Consider the following 16,232-nt stretch of genomic DNA (forward strand, 5'->3'; position numbering starts at 1 on the left):
CGTCCCGGCCTAGTGCGCAATTGCGCACGGGGGCCGGGACGACAGCGATATTGTGGCTGCGCTTGTCCGGGACGACAGTTTGCCTCACCCCAACAAAAACCCGCCATCCACCGTCACCACACTGCCCGTCATGTAGCGCGACGCTTTTGAGGCCAGCAGCAGAATCGCGCCGTCGAGATCGGATTCGGCGCCGACGCGGCGCTGCGGGATGCGTTTGGTGAGGCGCTCGCCGGCGGGCGTGGACCAGAAGTCGTGGTTCATCTCGGTGTCGATATAGCCGGGCGCCAGCGCGTTGATGCGGATGTTCTGCCCCGCAAGCTCCAGCGCCATCGCTTTCGTCGCCTGAATCATGCCGGCCTTGGAGATCGCGTAAGGCGAGACCGCCTTCAACACGCCGGTGCCGAGCACGGAGGCGATGTTGACGATGTTGCCTTCCTGCTTGCGTGCGATCATGCGCCGCGCGAGCTCGGTCGCCAGAAAGTAGGCGCCCTTGAGGTTGGCGCCGATCACGGCATCCCAATCCGCCTCGGTCTGCTCGGTCGCAAGCTTTTCGATCGCGATGCCGGCATTGTTGATCAGCACGGTGATCGGACCGAGCGCGGCTTCCGCGGCATCGACCGCGCCCGCGATCGAAGCGGTGTCGGTGACGTCGAGCGCCACGGCCGCGGCGCGGCCGCCCTTGGCGCGGATCTCGTCCTCGATTGTCTTCAGCTTGTTCGTCTGCCGCGCCGCGAGCACGACCGCGGCACCATGGGCGGCGAGAACGCGCGCAAATTGCCGACCCAACCCCTGGCTCGCGCCGGTGACGAGGATGGTTTCGGTGCTGACGTCGAAGATCTCTGACATGGACTGAGTTCCCGAAAGGCCTTGCTGCCCCATCACTACAGACGATTTTAGCGATCTGAAACCGGATTGATCGCTTCGCTGTTCATTGTCTCAGGTACAGGCAGGACCTCACGATGAACAGTTTCGATCTCGCGGTCTCTTCGGCGCTGGCGATCGCGATCGGCTTCGGCTTTCGGACCGGGCTGCTCCGCAGCGCGATGACGATCCTGGCCTATCTGCTCGCCGCTCCCATCGCCGTCTGGCTGATGCCTGTCATCGCGCCGCAGCTCACGCGCGATCCTGCCGCGACCTTTTTGCAGAACTGGGTGTGGTTCTTCGGCATCTTCCTGGTCGTGGGCATGGCGCTCGGCCATCTCGGCCGCCTCGCGCTCAACGACACCGCCGCGGCAGCCGGCCTGCCGGATCGTCTCGGCGGCGCCGCGCTCGGGGCCATCAGGGTCGGCCTCGTCGCGGTTACGCTGGTGCTGGTGTTCGACCAGATCGTACCCGCCAACCGGCAGCCGCCGTTTTTGGCCGGCTCGCAGCTCCGCCCGCTGTTCTCGGCGGCCGGACAGATGGGTTTCAAATCGCTGCCGCCGGAGGCCGCCGCCGCCATCGACCGCATCAAGAAGGAACGGCGGATCTAGATTCTTGTTTTGACGCGTTTTCTTGACGCGAACCGGTGTCCACTTCGCTTGAAAACGCTTTACGGATTCATGGCACGCGGGCGCGCCATGCGTTTTGATGCGGGCCCGTCCCTTATCAGCGGCGTTGATGTTGGCTAGAGTGCCGCGTCCAAACCCATCCGACATTACGGGAGTGAAACAGTGGATCTTGGGATCAAGGGTCGCCGCGCCATCGTCTGCGCATCCAGCAAGGGCCTCGGCCGTGCCTGCGCCATCGCGCTTGCCGAAGCAGGCGTTCACGTCACGCTGACCGCGCGCGGCGCCGAGGCCCTGAAGACAACGGCCGACGAGATCAGGAAGGCGTATCCTGATGTGACCGTCACCGAGATCGTCGGCGACATCACGACGCCGGCAGGGCGCGAGGCCGTGCTCAAGGCCTGTCCGGATCCGGACATTCTCATCAACAATGCCGGAGGCCCGCCGCCCGGCGATTTCCGCAACTGGACCCGCGACGACTGGATCAAGGCGATCGACGCCAACATGCTGACTCCGATCGAGCTGATCAAGGCAACCGTCGACGGCATGATGGCGCGAAAATTCGGCCGCATCGTCAACATCACCTCGGCCGCGGTGAAGGCACCGATCGACATCCTCGGCCTCTCCAACGGCGCGCGCGCCGGCCTCACCGGCTTCATCGCCGGCCTGTCGCGCAAGACCGTGATCAACAACGTCACCATCAACGGCCTGTTGCCGGGCCCGTTCGAGACGGACCGTCTGACCGGCACAGCCAAGGCCGAAGCCGCCAAGCGCGGCGTCACGCCGGAACAGATTCTGGCTGATCGCGCCAAGCAGAATCCCGCCGGCCGCTTCGGCCAACCCGACGAGTTCGGCTATGCCTGCGCCTTCCTGTGCGGCGCGAAGGCCGGCTTCATCACGGGACAAAACATTCTGCTCGACGGCGGCGCGTTCCCGGGCACGCTGTGAGAGCAGTCTGGTACGAACAAGTGGGACCGGCGGCCGACGTCCTCACCTATGGCGAGATGCCGACGTCGGTCGCGGGCCCCGGCGAGGTGCGCATTCGCCTGGAGGCCTCCGGCGTCAATCCCGCCGATGTCGGAAGGCGCGGCGGCAGTTATCGGGCGATGGAATATGCGCGCGTGATCCCGAACAGCGACGGCGCCGGCTTCATCGACCAGGTCGGTGACGGCGTGACGCGGTTCAAGATCGGCGATCGCGTCTGGCTGTTCAACGGCCAGCGCAATGGCCGCGCCTTTGGCACGGCTGCGGAATATATCGCGCTCGCCGAATGGCTGGTGACGCCGCTGCCGCAAAACCTGTCGTTTGCCGAAGGCGCAACGCTCGGCATTCCCGGCATGACGGCGTGGTGCGCACTGTTCGCGGACGGGCCGATCGTCGGCAAGACGGTGCTGGTCACGGGAGGTGCCGGCGCGGTCGGCCATTATGCCGTGCAGCTCGCCAAATGGGGCGGTGCGAAGGCGATCGCGACCGTGAGCTCGGCCGCGAAGGCCGAGCAGGCGCGGCGCGCGGGCGCCGATTTCGTGATCAATTACAGGGAGGACGACGTCGTCGCGAAGGCCATGGCGTTCACGAGCGGGCGCGGCGTCGACCATGTCGTCGACGTCGACTTTGGCGGCAACATCGCGACAACGCTTAAGCTCATGGCTGTCAACTCGACGATCGCCGTCTATGCCACCAACGGCAATCGGACGCCGACGGTGCCGATGCGCGATCTGATGGAGAAATGCATCAATCTGCGTTCGCTGGTGCTGTTCGCGCTGCCGCCTGCGCTGCTCACTGCTGCGCAAGCCGACATCTCAAAGTGGCTGGCCGCAGGACCGCGCATCCACAACATCGCCGGTCAGTTTCCGCTCTCGGACACCGCGCAGGCCCACATGGCCGTCGAGAAGGGCGACAAGGTCGGGACCGTCATCATCGACTGCGCGCGGTAATCACTACGGCACCGGCGTCGTCCGCTCGTCAGTCCAGTCGAGGCCAAAAGTGTCGAGACCATCGGCCAGCAGGTCGCCCAGCATCGGCTCGCCCAGGAGATAGCGCGCCGTTTCGGCCCTCGGGTTGCGATATTCTCCGCGCGCCTCGACGGCGCGGGCGCGCAGATCGTCCCAATCGTCGATCCCGCCATCGCCCCGCCCCAGCCACGTCAGCGTGACCAGATCGATCTGCTCGTCCTCGTTCAAGGCCCTGATGAAGCCGCCGAGCTCACGGGCGACCGGATCGGAGGCGTTGTCCTCCAGCACGTCGATCTCGTCGTCATCGGCGGGATTTGAGCCGGTGTCCGGATCGGCCGCCGCTTCCTTGACGTCGAATTCGCGGGCCTTTGCGATCAGGAACGCGACCTTGTCGACGGAAATCGCGAGCTCTGGCATGGCTCCCTCCTTGGTTGCCGCGATAACGCCGCACTGCATCAGATGATCCATTGCGCCAGCAGGCGGAAACCCGCATCTTTCCCCGCCAAAGCAAGAACAAGGGAAACGCAGGAATGTCGTGGAAGGTCGGCAAGGTCAGCATCACCAGGTTCGTGGAAATGGAGACGGTGGGCTCGACCCGTTTCATCCTTCCTGCCGCGACCAACGACGAAATCCAAAAAATGCCCTGGCTCATTCCGCATTTCGCCACCGAGGAAGGCCGGCTGAAGATGTCGATCCACTCGCTGGCGGTGGAAACGCCGACGCGCCGCATTTTGGTCGACACCGGGCTCGGCAACGACAAGCAGGGCCGCAACGTCCCGACCTGGAACAACCGCAACACGCCGTTCCTGGAGACCATGACTGCGGCAGGCTTTGCGCCTGACAGTTTCGACACGGTGCTGTGCACCCACCTCCATGTCGACCACGTCGGATGGAACACGAAACTCGTCGACGGCGGCAAATGGCAGCCCGCCTTCCCCAAGGCGCACTATTTGTTCGGCCGGACCGAATATGAGTACTGGCGCGACAATTCGACGGAGCCGGACAAGGCAGCGCTGTTCGCGGATTCGATCAAACCGATCGTCGATGCCGACAGCGCAAAGCTGATCCCTGATAACCATCAGCTCTGCGACGAGATCAGCCTGATCCCGACACCCGGCCACAGCCCCGGCCATATGAGCGTGCTGATCCGGTCCGAGGGCGAGCAGGCGCTCCTCACTGGTGACGCCGCGCATCATCCCTGCCAGATGGCGCGTCTCGACTGGTCCTCGACTGTCGATGCCGATCCAAGGCAGGCGGCCGAGAGCCGGCGCACGCTGTTCTCGCGCTTTGCCGACACCCCAACGCTGGTGATCGGCGGGCATTTTTCCGGCGGCCATATCCGGCGGGATGGGGACGCGTTCAGATATGTGGCGCTGCAATCGTAGGATGGTAGGGTGGGTTAACCCCGCGGATTGCGCGAAGCGCAAACCGCTCGGCGTAACCCACCACTTCTGCCGATACGGTAAGAAAAGAGGTGGGTTACGCCAGCGGACTGCGCTGGCGCGCAGCCGCAGGGCTAACCCACTCTACATCGCCTACCGAATTGAGAGGGCTGCAATGCACGGCCTGATCGGCAGTTGAAATTCCCGCCGCCCTGTTCCATGAAGCCATTTAACCAACCGGTCCATCCCAGGGAGAGACGAGAATGAAGCTTGTTCGTTACGGCGAAAAGGGTGCGGAAAAGCCCGGCCTGATCGACAAATCCGGCCAGTTGCGCGACCTCTCGGCGCATGTGAAGGACCTCACCGGCGAGGCCTACTCGCCGGAATCCCTGAAGAAGCTCGCAAGCCTCGACCCGGCCTCCCTGCCGGCGGTATCAGGCAAGCCGCGGTTCGGCTCCCCCGTCACCGGCATCTCGAAATTCGTCGCGATCGGCCTCAACTATAGCGACCACGCCAAGGAGACGGGCGCTGCCATTCCGACCGAACCGATCATCTTCCTCAAGGCCAACACGTCGCTGTCAGGCCCGAACGACGCGGTCGAGAAGCCGCGCGGCTCGACCAAGCTCGACTGGGAAGTCGAGATCGCCGCGATCATCGGCACCCGTGCAAAGTATGTCTCGGAAGCCGACGCGCTGAATTACGTCGCCGGCTATTGCGTCTGCAACGACGTCTCCGAGCGCAATTTCCAGACCGAACGTCTGGGTCAGTGGACCAAGGGCAAGTCGCACGACACGTTTGGCCCGGTCGGCCCGTGGCTCGCCACCAAGGACGAGATCAAGGACGTGCAGAACCTGTCGATGTGGCTCGACGTCAACGGCCAGCGCCGCCAGACCGGCTCGACCAAGACCATGATCTTCACGATGGCGAAGTGCATTTCCTACGTCTCGCAGTTCATGACCTTGCTGCCCGGCGACATCGTCACCACGGGCACCCCGCCCGGCGTCGGCCTCGGCATGAAGCCGCCGACCTTCCTCAATGTCGGCGACGTCGTGACGCTGGGCATCGAGGGGCTTGGTGAGCAGCGGCAGGAGATTATTGCGGCATGAGCTTGTACGTGCGCTGACACACCCACGGTCGTCATGCCCGGGCTTGTCCCGGGCATCCACGTCTTGCGGTAGTGCCTTGCGAAGCGACGTGGATGGCCGGGCATAGGCGAGCGGAAGCGACGCCGTCCTTCAGACGGCTAGGCCCGGCCATGACGGATGAGAGAGCCATCGCGAAGTCATTGTAGGATCTGTTCAATGAAACTCACCTTCTCCCCCGCCTCGCCGTTCGCCCGCAAGGTGCGCATTGCCGCGATCGAGCTTGGGCTGATCGACAAGATCGAGCTGGTCCCCGCCACCGTCGCGCCCGGCCAGGCCAACGAAGAGTATTCGCGCATCACGCCGCTGAAGAAGCTGCCGGTTCTGATCACCAATGACGGCGATGTCATTCTGGATTCCTACGTCATCGTCGAATATCTCAACGAGATTGCCGGCGGCAGCCTGATCCCGGAATACGGGCCGCAGCGCTGGAAGGCCAAGACCGATCATTCGCTGATCAACGGCATGCTCGATTCCATGCTGCTGTGCCGCTACGAGAAGATGGTACGGCCGCAGGGATCGCAGTGGCAGGCGTGGTCCGACGACCACTGGAACCGAGCCTGGAGCGGCATGGCACGGTTCGAGAACCAGGGCGAGCTCTTGAACGGCCCGTTCGGCATTGCCCAGATCGGTCTCGTCTGCGTGCTCGGCTATGCCGATTTCCGCTTCGCCGATTGCGGCTGGCGCAAGGCGTTTCCGAAGCTCGATGCCTTCCATCAGAAGATGCTGGAGCGGCCGTCGGTAAAGATCTCGGTGCCGCCGGCGGCGTAAGCGAATGGAGTTTCCATGAGCCTCAAATTTTCGGTCGGCGATCTCACCATCCAGCGCGTCATCGAGCAGGAAACCACCTTCCTGCCGGCGCTGGAGCTGTTGCCCGGTCTCACGCCCGAGGTTTTGGCGGAGAACCGCGCGTGGATGAGAGAGGCGAAGGCGCTGGATGACCAGGACACGCTGATCCTGTGCTTCCAGTCCTACGTCATCAGGACGCCGCATCACACCATTCTGGTCGATAGCTGCATCGGCAACGACAAGCCGCGGCCAAATCGTGCGAAATGGAACATGAAGACCGACGACACCTATCTCGGCGGCCTTGCCGCGGCCGGGATCGCGGTCGAGGACATCGACTTCGTGATGTGCACGCATCTGCATGTCGATCACGTCGGCTGGAACACGCGGCTGGAGAACGGCCGCTGGGTGCCGACCTTCCCCAAGGCGCGCTACGTGTTCGCCAAGACCGAGTTCGACTATTGGACCGAGCAGAACGCCAAGGCACCCGTACCGCCCTTCGTCGACAGCGTGCTGCCGGTGGTCGAGGCCCGGCGGCATGAGGTCGTCACCAACGACCATGAGATCGGCGACCACGTCCGCATCCTGCCGACACCGGGCCACACGCCCGGCCACGTCGCCTTCACCTTTGGCCGCGGCAAGGACGATGCGGTGTTTTCAGGCGATCTCATGCATTCGCCGATCCAGACGCTGTATCCGGAGATGTCGATGAAGTTCGACGTCGATCAGGCGCTTGCCGCAAAAACGCGCCGCAGTTTCCTGGAGCGCTATTGCGACACCGACACGCTGTGCTGCACCGCGCATTTCCCCTCGCCGTCGGCGGGAAAGATCAAGCGCAGGGGGAATGGGTTCGTCTGCGCGGCGGTGTGAGCTGCAACGCACGCTGCGTAGGGTGGGTTAGCGAAGCGTAACCCACCTCCTATGCTTCCGCGTCGGCAGACGTGGTGGGTTACGCCTTCGGCTAACCCACCCTACCGCCTCCGCGCACTCGGCCACCTCAATCAAACAAGCTCGGCGTGTGATTGACGATCGCGCCTTCGATCTCGAGCATCTTCAATTTCGTCACCACGCCGCCATTGGCGGAGAAACCGCCGGGCTTGTTGCCGGCCGCCAGCACGCGATGGCAGGGCACCACGATCGGGCATGGATTGCGGCCGAGCGCCTGGCCGACGTCGCGCGACAGCTCGACGCCGCCGAGGCGCTTTGCGATGTCGCCATAGGTCAGCGTCTTGCCGGGCGGAATGCTGCGCGCGATCGCGTAGACGCCGCGATTGAATTCGGGAACGCCGTCGAGGTCGAGCGGAATGTCGGTAAGGTCATCGGTCCCGCCCGCGAGCAATTTGACGATGCGGTCGATCACCTGCTGCACCTCCGCTGTGGGTGCAGCTTCACCGGCCTCGGGATGGCGCTGATGGATGCGGGTGCGGATCTTCTTTTCGTCACCCATCGGCAGCTGCACGCCGTTGATGCCGCGCGGGCCCCACTCAATGCCGCAAAGGCCGATTTCGGTGTCGAACAGGGCAAAATGCTGGTCAGTCATGGTTCAGTTCCCGCTTGCGTCCCCGACGCATGCCCCACCGTGATCTCATGCCCAAATCTAGGCTTGGAAATAGTTGCGATCCACCCGGATTCCGGGAATCTTGCACAGCTGGTTCCAGTCGAAATTCCCCTGCCCGCGAGCCAAAAATGCAAAGCCTGCACGTCAACGGATACGACATGGCCTATCTCGACGTGGGCGAGGCCAATTCTCGCCCGCCGCTGGTTTGCGTGCACGGCTCGCTGAGCGATTTCCGCATCTGGGGCTGCGTGCTCGGTCCGCTCTCCAGGCAGCACCGCCTGATCTGCGTCAGCCTGCGGCACTTCTTTCCGGAGCAGTGGGACGGCGTGGGCGACACCTACTCCATCAGCCAGCATGTCGACGACGTCATAGCCTTCATCGAAAAACTCGACACCGGCCCGATCGATCTGATGGGCCATTCCCGCGGCGGGCACATCTGCTTCCGCGTCGCGCAAAAGCGGCCGGACCTGCTGCGCCGGCTGATTCTCGCCGAGCCCGGCGGCGAGCTCGATGCGAGCCTTGATCCGGACTACGCCGGCGGCCCCTCTCCGCTGCTGGCACGCTTCACGGCCTCGGCGGAGAAGATCGCGGCCGGTGACGTCGATGGCGGTCTCGCTGTGTTCGTGGACACGCTGGAGGGGCCAGGCACCTGGCCGCGGCTGCCGGCAATCGTGAAGCAGAATCTGCGCGACAATGCCTATACGCTGATCGGCCAGGTCCGCGACAATCGCCCGCCGTTTTCCAAGGCGGATGCCGAGTCCATCAAGATGCCGACGCTGTTCATCCTGGGCAGCCGCACAAAAGGCCTGTTGCCAAAAGTGCTGCATGCGCTCGCCGCGCACGTGCCCTATTCAAAGACGGTGATCATCGAGAGAACGACGCATCCGATGTTCGAGCAGGCGCCGCAAAAATACTCTGAAATCGTGCTCGACTTCCTAGCAGGCTGATCATGCAGACACTTCGCGTCAACGGATACGACATGGCCTATCTCGACGTCGGAGAAGGCCCGCCGCTGGTCTGCGTGCACGGCACGCTCGGCGATTTCCGCACCTGGTATTCGGTGCTCGGGCCGCTGTCGAAGAAGCGTCGCGTGATCTCGGTCAGCCTGCGGCATTTCTTTCCGGAAGCTTGGAACGGCGCCGGCGACGATTACAAGATGGCGCAGCATGTCGCCGACGTCACCGCCTTCATCGAACAGATCAAACCCGCGCCGGTCGATTTGATGGGCCATTCCCGCGGCGGACACATCGCGTTCCGCGTCGCGCAGGCGCGGCCGGATCTGTTGCGAAAACTGGTGCTGGCCGAGCCCGGCGGCGATCTCGATGCGACGCTGCCGCTGCCTGAAGGCACACCAGCGCATCCGCCACTCGCTGCACGCACGGTGCGCTCGGTCGAGATGCTCCGCGCCGGCGATATCGAGGGAGCGCTGCAAAACTTCTTCGAGGGCATAGAGGGCGACGGCTCATGGCGGCGCGTGCCGGCAGCCGCCAAGCAGCAGCTGCGCGACAACGTCGTCACCTTCCTCGGCCAGATCAACGAGCAGCGAAAATCCTATACGCGCGCGGATGCGCTGGCGATCAGGACGCCCACACTGCTGATCGGCGGCGGCGCCACCACGGGCAGCCTGTCGTCGATCTGGCGCGTGCTCGCCGAGCATATCGAAGGCGCGAAGACGGCGGTCATTCCGAACGCAGGCCACTGGATGTTCGAGCAGGCGCCGCAGGCGTTTAGCGATGTGGTGACGGAGTTTTTGGCGGGCTGACTCTTACCCTCCCCTGGAGGGGTCCGAGACGAGCGTAGCTCGCTCGTGGGTCGGCTCACATTGAGCGCAGCGAAAATGTGAGACGGGGTGGGGTGACGGTCTCTCCGCATTGAACACTGCCCAAGTGGAGAGATCACCCCACCCCGCTCGCGCTGCGCGCGATCGACCCTCCCCCTCCAGGGGAGGGTAAGAAAAGCATCGTCACACCTTCCACACACCTACCGGCATCTTGATTGCGACGTTCAGCCGGTTCCAGACGTTGATCGCGGCGATCGCCAGCAGCAGCGTTGCGAGCTCGGCTTCGTCAAAATGCTTGTCGGCCTCGTTCCAGATGTCGTCAGGCACGGGATCGGCGCGATCCGACAGCCTGGTCAGCGCCTCCGTGAGCGCCAGCGCGGCGCGCTCGGCTTCAGTGAAATAGGGCGTGTCGCGCCAGGCCGAGACCGCAAAGATGCGCTCCTCGGTCTCCCCTAGCTTGCGCGCGATCTTTGGATGCATATCGACACAGACGCTGCAGCCGTTGATCTGGCTGGCGCGCAAATGCACGAGTTCCAGGAGCTTTTCCGGCAGGCCCTGCTTGGTGAGGTTGCCGAGCGATTGCAGGACGTTCATGGCGTCGGGGATGACCATGACCGGGTGATTCATGCGGGCGTGCATCATGTCTTGTCTCCATCTGTGGCGCCGGCAGGCCTGCCGGCTGATTTTCGACGGTTCCGGCGCCATTTCTGTCACATCGGCCGGATTCGCTTCGTCATAGCCATGACGGACGGCAAACAGGGAACGTGACCGATGACCCCAAAAAATTTCGATGACAATTTTCTGGCCCGACAATTCGAGGCCAACCGGGATCATCTGCGCGGCGTCGCCTATCGGATGCTGGGCTCGCGCGGCGAGGTCGACGATGCCGTGCAGGAGACCTGGCTCAGGGTCAGCCGCTACGACACCAGCGAGATCGCGAATTTGCGGGGCTGGCTGACCACCGTGGTCGCGCGCATTTGCCTCGACATGCTGCGCGCGCGCAAATCGCGCCGCGAGGATCCGCTTGGCCCGCAGGTGCCGGAGCCCGTGGACGAGGCCCGCGAGAGTGAGGCCGAGATGGCCGATTCCGTCGGCACAGCACTGCTCGTGGTGCTGGAGACCTTGCAGCCGGCCGAACGCCTCGCCTTCGTGCTGCACGACATGTTCGCCGTTCCTTTCGAGGAGATCGCGCCGATCGTCGGCCGCTCGGTGGAGGCCTCGCGGCAGCTTGCCAGCCGCGCACGGCGCCGCGTGCAGGGCGCACCTCAGCCGCAAGCGGACTTCAGCCGCGAGCGAAGAATCGTCGACGCATTTCTCGCCGCCTCGCGCGAAGGCGATTTCGAGGGCCTGCTCGCGGTGCTCGATCCTGATGTCGTCATGCGGGCCGACCAGGCTGCGGTGCGGCTCGGCACGCTCGCCGAGATCCGCGGTGCTGACGCAGTCGCGCAGGCGTTCAAGGGGCGTGCGCAGGCCGCACGGCCGGCGCTGGTCAATGGCGAGCTCGGCGTCGCCGTCATCTTCGGCGGACGTCTCCGCATCGCGCTGCGCGTCACCTTTAGGGGCGACCGGATCGTCGAACTCGAGGCGGTGGCCGATGCGGAGCGGCTTGGTGCGTTCGAGGTGGATGTGCTGGAGCGCTAGCCGCGCCTTGGTGCCGGCACGATCGCGATCGGAGAAGAACGTGGATGGCCGGAACAAGCCCGGCCATGACGAAACAATCATATTTTCAACAGCTTAAGTAGCCGCCGGCAAGCCGAACGCTCCTGCCTTGACGCCTCCCCTGCCCGGGGAGTAGCTTCGCATACGGAATTCCGTATTCCGAAGGAGCTGCCAGCGTGATCCCTCTCGACCCGCTCCCCAATCTGATCGACCAGGTCTATGCGCGGATCCTGGAGGCGATCACCGATCGCACGCTGCAGCCCGGACAGCGCATCACGCAGAACGAACTCGCCGACAAGCTCGGCGTCTCGCGCCAGCCGGTGTCGCATGCACTGCATCTGTTGCATCGGCAGGGGCTCGTCGCCGAGAGCGGCAGGCGCGGCTTTGAAGTCACCCAGCTCGATCCTTCGCGCATCCGTCAGCTCTATGAGGTGCGCGGTGCGATCGACGCGCTGGCGGCGCGGCTCGCCGCCGAACGCGCGAAGAACGATGCCGCGGGACGCGCGCGCCTCGAAGCGGCGCTGCGCGCCGGCCACCGCATCACGCGCAAGACGTCGTTGAACGAGCTGATTGCGCTCGACGTCGACTTTCACCGCGCGATCTATCAGCTCGCCGGCAATCCCGTCATCGAGGCGACCATCGCGCCGCAGTGGCCGCATATGCGCCGCTCGATGGCAACCGTGCTCTCCGAGCTCGACTATCGCGAGAGTGCGTGGGCCGAGCATGCGACGATCGCAAAACACATACTCGCGGGCGAGACGGCTGCTGCCGAACGCGCCGCGCTCGCGCATGCGCAAAACGCCGGACGAATGACTGAGGAGCGATTGAGGGCGACGGAGGAGACGGCGGCGTAACTAGCTGTCATTCCGGGGCACGCGAAGCGTGAACCCGGAATCTCGAGGTTCCGGGTTCGGTCCTTCGGACCGCCCCGGAACGACAACAATAAACAAACAGGAGGATGCGACCCATGAAACTGACCCAGGAGCAATTGGAGTTCTTCCACCGCGAGGGCTGGCTGTTCCTGCCCGAACTGTTTGCCCAAGAGGAGGTCGATTTCCTCGCGCGCGAGGCGGTCGCCATTTACGACGCCAACCGCCCCGAAGTCTGGCGCGAGAAGAGCGGCGCGCCGCGCACGGCCTTTGCCGCCCATCTCTACAACGAGGCTTTTGGCGTGCTCGGCGCCCATCCGCGCATGATCGAGCCGGTCGAGCAGGTGTTTGGCGAGCCGGTCTACATGCATCAATTCAAGATCAACGCAAAATCGGCCTTCACCGGCGACGTCTGGCAGTGGCACCAGGATTACGGCACCTGGAAGCGCGACGACGGCATGCCCGAGCCGCGCGCCATGAACATCGCGATCTTCCTCGACGAGGTGATGCCGATCAACGGCCCCCTGATGCTGGTGCCGCGCAGCCAGAATGCCGGTGATCTCCAGGCCTCGCATGACCTCTCGACGACGTCCTACCCGCTGTGGACGCTGGACGAGGACACCGTGACGCGGCTGGTCAAGCAGGGCGGCATCGTGGCGCCGACCGGAAAGCCCGGCGGCATGCTGATGTTCCACGGCAATCTGGTGCACGGCTCGAGCGGCAACATCACGCCCTACCCGCGCAAGATCGTGTACCTGACGCTGAACGCGGTCTCCAACTACATCCGCACACCGACGCGGGCGGACTACATCGCGCACCGCGATTTCACGCCGATCAAGACCGTGGACGACGACGCGCTGCTGCGCCTGGCACGTGCGCCGCGGCAGGCGGCGGAGTAGGACGATCTTGCGTCCACGGGCGTCATGCCCGGGCTTGTCCCGGGCATCCACGCCTTGACACGATCACGGCGGCAAGACGTGGATGGCCGGGTCAAGCCCGGCCATGACGACCGGAGAGTTCGCACACGTCTCTTCGAAATCAAGAATCCTTGGATCCTTCCCATGAACCTCTTCTCCCTCCTCCAAGCCCGCCGCAGCGCCGGAAAACCCGTGCGCGTGGCGTTGATCGGTGCCGGGAAATTCGGCTCGATGTTCTTGTCCCAGGTGCCGCATGTGCCGGGGCTGGAGGTGTCAATCATCATCGACCTCGACGGCGACCGCGCACGCGAGGCCTGCCGCACCGTCGGCTGGGACGCCGAGCGGATCGCCGCGACCGTCTTCACCGACGACGGCGTGCGTGCGATTGCCGGCGGCGCGATGGATGTGGTGGTGGAGGCGACCGGAAATCCCGCCGTCGGCATCCGCCACGCCCGCGCAGCAATCGCCGCCGGCAAGCACATCGTGATGGTGAATGTCGAGGCCGACGTGCTCGTGGGGCCGCTGCTCGCCGAGGAGGCGCGCAAGGCCGGCGTGGTCTATTCGCTCGCCTATGGCGACCAGCCGGCACTCACCGCAGAGATGGTGGACTGGGCCCGCGCCACCGGCTTTCGCATCGTCGCCGCCGGCAAGGGCACAAAGTATCTGCCAGCCTATCACGACGTAACGCCCGACGGCGTCTGGCAGCACTATGGCCTCACCGCGGGCGAGGCACAGTCGGCCGGCATGAATCCGCAGATGTTCAACTCCTTCCTCGACGGCACCAAATCGGCGATCGAGATGGCCGCGATCGCCAATGCCTGCACGCTGGACGTCCCGTCGCAGGGCCTGCTCTTTCCGCCCTGCGGCGTCGACGACCTCCCGCACATCATGCGTCCCCGCGACAAGGGCGGCGTGCTGGAGCGGTCCGGCGTGGTCGAAGTGGTGTCCTCGCTCGAGCGCGACGGCCGGCCGGTGTTCCGCGACCTGCGCTGGGGCGTCTATGTCGTGCTGGAGGCGCCGAACGACTACGCGGCGGACTGTTTCAAGCAATACGGGCTCAAGACCGACGCGAGCGGGCGGTTCGCGGCGATGTACAAGCCGTATCACCTGATCGGGCTCGAACTGAACGTCTCGGTGCTCTCGGCCGCGCTGCGCAACGAGGCCACCGGCCAACCCTACGGTTTTCGCGGCGACGTCGCGTCGGTCGCCAAACGCGATTTGCGCGCGGGCGAGATGCTCGACGGTGAGGGCGGCTACACGGTGTGGGGCAAGCTGGTGCCGGCGGCGGAAAGCCTGAAAGCGGGCGCGCTGCCGATCGGGCTCGCCCACCGCCTCAAGCTGAAGCACGACGTCGGCCATGGCGAGATCGTGCGCTGGAGCGACGTCGAGTTCGATCCGAACAACGACACCATCAGGACGCGCAAGGCGATGGAAGCGGCGTTCGCGAAATCCTGACATGTGCCCAAGTGTCGCCCGGCTGCCGGACGGGGGCGTCGACTTAGACTTTCGTCCAGCCGAAGCGGCGGGCCCTTCGCAGTTGCGGTGGGGGCTAACCGCTTGATTATCGGGGGACGCCGGGCCATCCTCCCTCGCGGAACCGCAAAGCTCGGAATTCCAACAACAAGGGCCCAAAAGGGTCCACGGGAACGCTCAACAAACAACGTCGATCACTCGGCGCAGACAAGACGACACCAAGATCGTCCCCATTGTCGAGATGTCGGCAGTAATGGAGGGATACGCATGAAGCGTCGTGATTTCCTGAAGGTGACGGGCGCTGGCCTGGCTGCAAGCACGGCCGTTGCCGCGCCCGCGATCGCGCAATCGATGCCCGAGGTGCGGTGGCGGCTGGCCGCAAGCTGGCCGAAGGCACTGGATACGCTCTATGGCGGCTGCGAATATTTCTGCAAGCGCGTCGCCGAAGTCACCGACAACAAATTCCAGATCCAGCCGTTTGCGGCCGGCGAAATCGTCCCGGGCCTGCAGGTGCTCGACGCCGTGTCGAACGGCACGGTCGAGATGGGCAACACCGCGCTGTACTACTACTGGGGCAAGAACCCCGCCTTCACCTTCGGCACGTCGCTGCCGTTCGGATTGAACACCCGCGCGCACATCTCCTGGCTGCTGTTCGGCGGCGGCACCGAGATGCTCAACGACCTGCTCAAGGAGTACAACACGATTGGTCTTCCGACCGGCTCGACCGGCGCCCAGATGGGCGGCTGGTTCCGGAAGGAGATCAAGGGAATGGACGACTTCAAGGGCCTGAAATTCCGCGTCGGCGGTTTCGCAGGCACCATCATCGCCAAGGTCGGCGGCGTGCCGCAGCAGATCGCGGGCGGCGACATCTATCCGGCGCTGGAAAAGGGCACGATCGACGCCGCCGAATGGGTCGGTCCCTATGACGACGAAAAGCTCGGCTTCGTGAAGGTCGCAAAATACTACTACTATCCCGGCTGGTGGGAGGGCACCGGCCAGGGCCACAACGTGATGAATCTCGACAAGTGGAACGCGCTGCCCAAGCACTACCAGGCCGCGATCGAGACCGCGTCGCGCGACACCTTCACCTGGGTCACCGGCAAGTACGACTACGTCAACCCGCCGGCGCTGAAGCGCCTGCTGGTTGCGGGTGCGATCCTGAAGCCGTTCCCGCAGGAAGTGCTGGAGGCCTGCTACAACGCGGCCAACGAGATCTATGCCGATCTC

Annotated in this window: 18 protein-coding genes (1 of these 18 cut by a window edge); 14 read left to right on the top strand and 4 right to left on the bottom strand. The window is 64.5% G+C overall.

Annotated features, from left to right (window positions below; translation table 11 throughout):
* Positions 1-84: 84 nt before the first annotated feature.
* Positions 85-846 carry an SDR family oxidoreductase gene (locus KUF59_RS40385; RefSeq protein ID WP_212460301.1) on the bottom strand — a complete coding sequence of 254 codons (762 nt, stop codon included), beginning with the start codon at positions 844-846 and terminating at the stop codon, positions 85-87.
* Between the two features lie 113 nt (positions 847-959).
* Here KUF59_RS40385 and KUF59_RS40390 point away from each other — a divergent pair, with 113 nt between their 5' ends.
* The 3 genes from KUF59_RS40390 to KUF59_RS40400 all read left to right on the top strand — a co-directional run bounded on the left by KUF59_RS40390 (position 960) and on the right by KUF59_RS40400 (position 3,421).
* The gene (locus tag KUF59_RS40390) at positions 960-1,472 is read left to right on the top strand and encodes a CvpA family protein (RefSeq protein WP_212460300.1); all 513 of its coding nucleotides are present in this window, start codon (positions 960-962) and stop codon (positions 1,470-1,472) included.
* A gap of 180 nt (positions 1,473-1,652) precedes the next feature.
* On the top strand, positions 1,653-2,435 hold the full coding sequence (locus tag KUF59_RS40395) for an SDR family oxidoreductase (protein WP_212460299.1): 783 nt from the start codon (positions 1,653-1,655) through the stop codon (positions 2,433-2,435).
* Complete coding sequence (locus KUF59_RS40400) at positions 2,432-3,421, top strand: NADPH:quinone reductase (protein ID WP_212460298.1); 990 nt, start codon at positions 2,432-2,434, stop codon at positions 3,419-3,421. The genes KUF59_RS40395 and KUF59_RS40400 overlap by 4 nt, the downstream gene beginning before the upstream one ends.
* A gap of 3 nt (positions 3,422-3,424) precedes the next feature.
* Here KUF59_RS40400 and KUF59_RS40405 read toward each other — a convergent pair whose 3' ends face one another.
* Positions 3,425-3,856, bottom strand: coding sequence for a DUF3775 domain-containing protein (locus KUF59_RS40405; RefSeq protein WP_212460297.1), 432 nt, complete (start codon positions 3,854-3,856; stop codon positions 3,425-3,427).
* A gap of 113 nt (positions 3,857-3,969) precedes the next feature.
* Here KUF59_RS40405 and KUF59_RS40410 point away from each other — a divergent pair, with 113 nt between their 5' ends.
* From KUF59_RS40410 to KUF59_RS40425, 4 genes are all read left to right on the top strand, one after another.
* On the top strand, positions 3,970-4,824 hold the full coding sequence (locus tag KUF59_RS40410; RefSeq protein WP_258767996.1) for an MBL fold metallo-hydrolase: 855 nt from the start codon (positions 3,970-3,972) through the stop codon (positions 4,822-4,824).
* A 260-nt stretch (positions 4,825-5,084) separates the two neighbouring features.
* Complete coding sequence (locus tag KUF59_RS40415; RefSeq protein WP_212460295.1) at positions 5,085-5,927, top strand: fumarylacetoacetate hydrolase family protein; 843 nt, start codon at positions 5,085-5,087, stop codon at positions 5,925-5,927.
* A 195-nt stretch (positions 5,928-6,122) separates the two neighbouring features.
* A complete protein-coding gene (locus tag KUF59_RS40420; protein WP_212460294.1) occupies positions 6,123-6,734 on the top strand; it encodes a glutathione S-transferase family protein in 612 nt (203 codons plus the stop codon).
* 15 nt (positions 6,735-6,749) lie between these two features.
* The gene (locus tag KUF59_RS40425; RefSeq protein ID WP_212460293.1) at positions 6,750-7,619 is read left to right on the top strand and encodes an MBL fold metallo-hydrolase; all 870 of its coding nucleotides are present in this window, start codon (positions 6,750-6,752) and stop codon (positions 7,617-7,619) included.
* A gap of 127 nt (positions 7,620-7,746) precedes the next feature.
* Here KUF59_RS40425 and KUF59_RS40430 read toward each other — a convergent pair whose 3' ends face one another.
* Positions 7,747-8,289 (bottom strand): methylated-DNA--[protein]-cysteine S-methyltransferase, encoded by a 543-nt coding sequence (locus KUF59_RS40430; protein ID WP_212460292.1) that lies wholly within the window; start codon positions 8,287-8,289, stop codon positions 7,747-7,749.
* Between the two features lie 146 nt (positions 8,290-8,435).
* On the opposite strand from KUF59_RS40430, the gene KUF59_RS40435 reads away from it, so the two are divergent.
* Both KUF59_RS40435 and KUF59_RS40440 read left to right on the top strand, forming a co-directional pair.
* Positions 8,436-9,254 carry an alpha/beta fold hydrolase gene (locus KUF59_RS40435; RefSeq protein ID WP_212460291.1) on the top strand — a complete coding sequence of 273 codons (819 nt, stop codon included), beginning with the start codon at positions 8,436-8,438 and terminating at the stop codon, positions 9,252-9,254.
* Between the two features lie 2 nt (positions 9,255-9,256).
* A complete protein-coding gene (locus KUF59_RS40440) occupies positions 9,257-10,069 on the top strand; it encodes an alpha/beta fold hydrolase (protein WP_212460290.1) in 813 nt (270 codons plus the stop codon).
* 201 nt (positions 10,070-10,270) lie between these two features.
* Here KUF59_RS40440 and KUF59_RS40445 read toward each other — a convergent pair whose 3' ends face one another.
* Positions 10,271-10,726 (bottom strand): carboxymuconolactone decarboxylase family protein, encoded by a 456-nt coding sequence (locus KUF59_RS40445; protein ID WP_212460511.1) that lies wholly within the window; start codon positions 10,724-10,726, stop codon positions 10,271-10,273.
* Between the two features lie 132 nt (positions 10,727-10,858).
* Between KUF59_RS40445 and KUF59_RS40450 the strand changes: the two genes are divergently transcribed.
* From KUF59_RS40450 to KUF59_RS40470, 5 genes are all read left to right on the top strand, one after another.
* Positions 10,859-11,728 carry a sigma-70 family RNA polymerase sigma factor gene (locus KUF59_RS40450; RefSeq protein ID WP_212460289.1) on the top strand — a complete coding sequence of 290 codons (870 nt, stop codon included), beginning with the start codon at positions 10,859-10,861 and terminating at the stop codon, positions 11,726-11,728.
* 194 nt (positions 11,729-11,922) lie between these two features.
* Positions 11,923-12,600 carry a GntR family transcriptional regulator gene (locus KUF59_RS40455; RefSeq protein ID WP_212460288.1) on the top strand — a complete coding sequence of 226 codons (678 nt, stop codon included), beginning with the start codon at positions 11,923-11,925 and terminating at the stop codon, positions 12,598-12,600.
* A gap of 113 nt (positions 12,601-12,713) precedes the next feature.
* The gene (locus KUF59_RS40460; RefSeq protein ID WP_212460287.1) at positions 12,714-13,514 is read left to right on the top strand and encodes a phytanoyl-CoA dioxygenase family protein; all 801 of its coding nucleotides are present in this window, start codon (positions 12,714-12,716) and stop codon (positions 13,512-13,514) included.
* A gap of 162 nt (positions 13,515-13,676) precedes the next feature.
* The gene (locus KUF59_RS40465; protein WP_258767997.1) at positions 13,677-14,987 is read left to right on the top strand and encodes an NAD(P)H-dependent oxidoreductase; all 1,311 of its coding nucleotides are present in this window, start codon (positions 13,677-13,679) and stop codon (positions 14,985-14,987) included.
* A gap of 285 nt (positions 14,988-15,272) precedes the next feature.
* On the top strand, positions 15,273-16,232 hold the 5' portion of the coding sequence (locus tag KUF59_RS40470) for a TRAP transporter substrate-binding protein (protein WP_212460285.1). Its footprint extends 132 nt past the window's final position; only the first 960 of its 1,092 coding nucleotides appear in the window; the start codon lies at positions 15,273-15,275; the stop codon falls past the right edge of the window.

The organism is Bradyrhizobium arachidis (assembly GCF_024758505.1).
In the GTDB taxonomy this organism is placed as follows: domain Bacteria; phylum Pseudomonadota; class Alphaproteobacteria; order Rhizobiales; family Xanthobacteraceae; genus Bradyrhizobium; species Bradyrhizobium manausense_C.

What these genes read in the sequence shown, in the direction of transcription:
- KUF59_RS40385 (WP_212460301.1), bottom strand. Translation starts at nt 846, where the DNA reads ATGTCAGAGATCTTCGACGTCAGCACCGAAACCATCCTCGTCACCGGC.
- KUF59_RS40390 (WP_212460300.1), top strand. Translation starts at nt 960, where the DNA reads ATGAACAGTTTCGATCTCGCGGTCTCTTCGGCGCTGGCGATCGCGATC.
- KUF59_RS40405 (WP_212460297.1), bottom strand. Translation starts at nt 3,856, where the DNA reads ATGCCAGAGCTCGCGATTTCCGTCGACAAGGTCGCGTTCCTGATCGCA.
- KUF59_RS40410 (WP_258767996.1), top strand. Translation starts at nt 3,970, where the DNA reads ATGTCGTGGAAGGTCGGCAAGGTCAGCATCACCAGGTTCGTGGAAATG.
- KUF59_RS40415 (WP_212460295.1), top strand. Translation starts at nt 5,085, where the DNA reads ATGAAGCTTGTTCGTTACGGCGAAAAGGGTGCGGAAAAGCCCGGCCTG.
- KUF59_RS40420 (WP_212460294.1), top strand. Translation starts at nt 6,123, where the DNA reads ATGAAACTCACCTTCTCCCCCGCCTCGCCGTTCGCCCGCAAGGTGCGC.
- KUF59_RS40425 (WP_212460293.1), top strand. Translation starts at nt 6,750, where the DNA reads ATGAGCCTCAAATTTTCGGTCGGCGATCTCACCATCCAGCGCGTCATC.
- KUF59_RS40430 (WP_212460292.1), bottom strand. Translation starts at nt 8,289, where the DNA reads ATGACTGACCAGCATTTTGCCCTGTTCGACACCGAAATCGGCCTTTGC.
- KUF59_RS40435 (WP_212460291.1), top strand. Translation starts at nt 8,436, where the DNA reads ATGCAAAGCCTGCACGTCAACGGATACGACATGGCCTATCTCGACGTG.
- KUF59_RS40440 (WP_212460290.1), top strand. Translation starts at nt 9,257, where the DNA reads ATGCAGACACTTCGCGTCAACGGATACGACATGGCCTATCTCGACGTC.
- KUF59_RS40445 (WP_212460511.1), bottom strand. Translation starts at nt 10,726, where the DNA reads ATGCACGCCCGCATGAATCACCCGGTCATGGTCATCCCCGACGCCATG.
- KUF59_RS40450 (WP_212460289.1), top strand. Translation starts at nt 10,859, where the DNA reads ATGACCCCAAAAAATTTCGATGACAATTTTCTGGCCCGACAATTCGAG.
- KUF59_RS40460 (WP_212460287.1), top strand. Translation starts at nt 12,714, where the DNA reads ATGAAACTGACCCAGGAGCAATTGGAGTTCTTCCACCGCGAGGGCTGG.
- KUF59_RS40465 (WP_258767997.1), top strand. Translation starts at nt 13,677, where the DNA reads ATGAACCTCTTCTCCCTCCTCCAAGCCCGCCGCAGCGCCGGAAAACCC.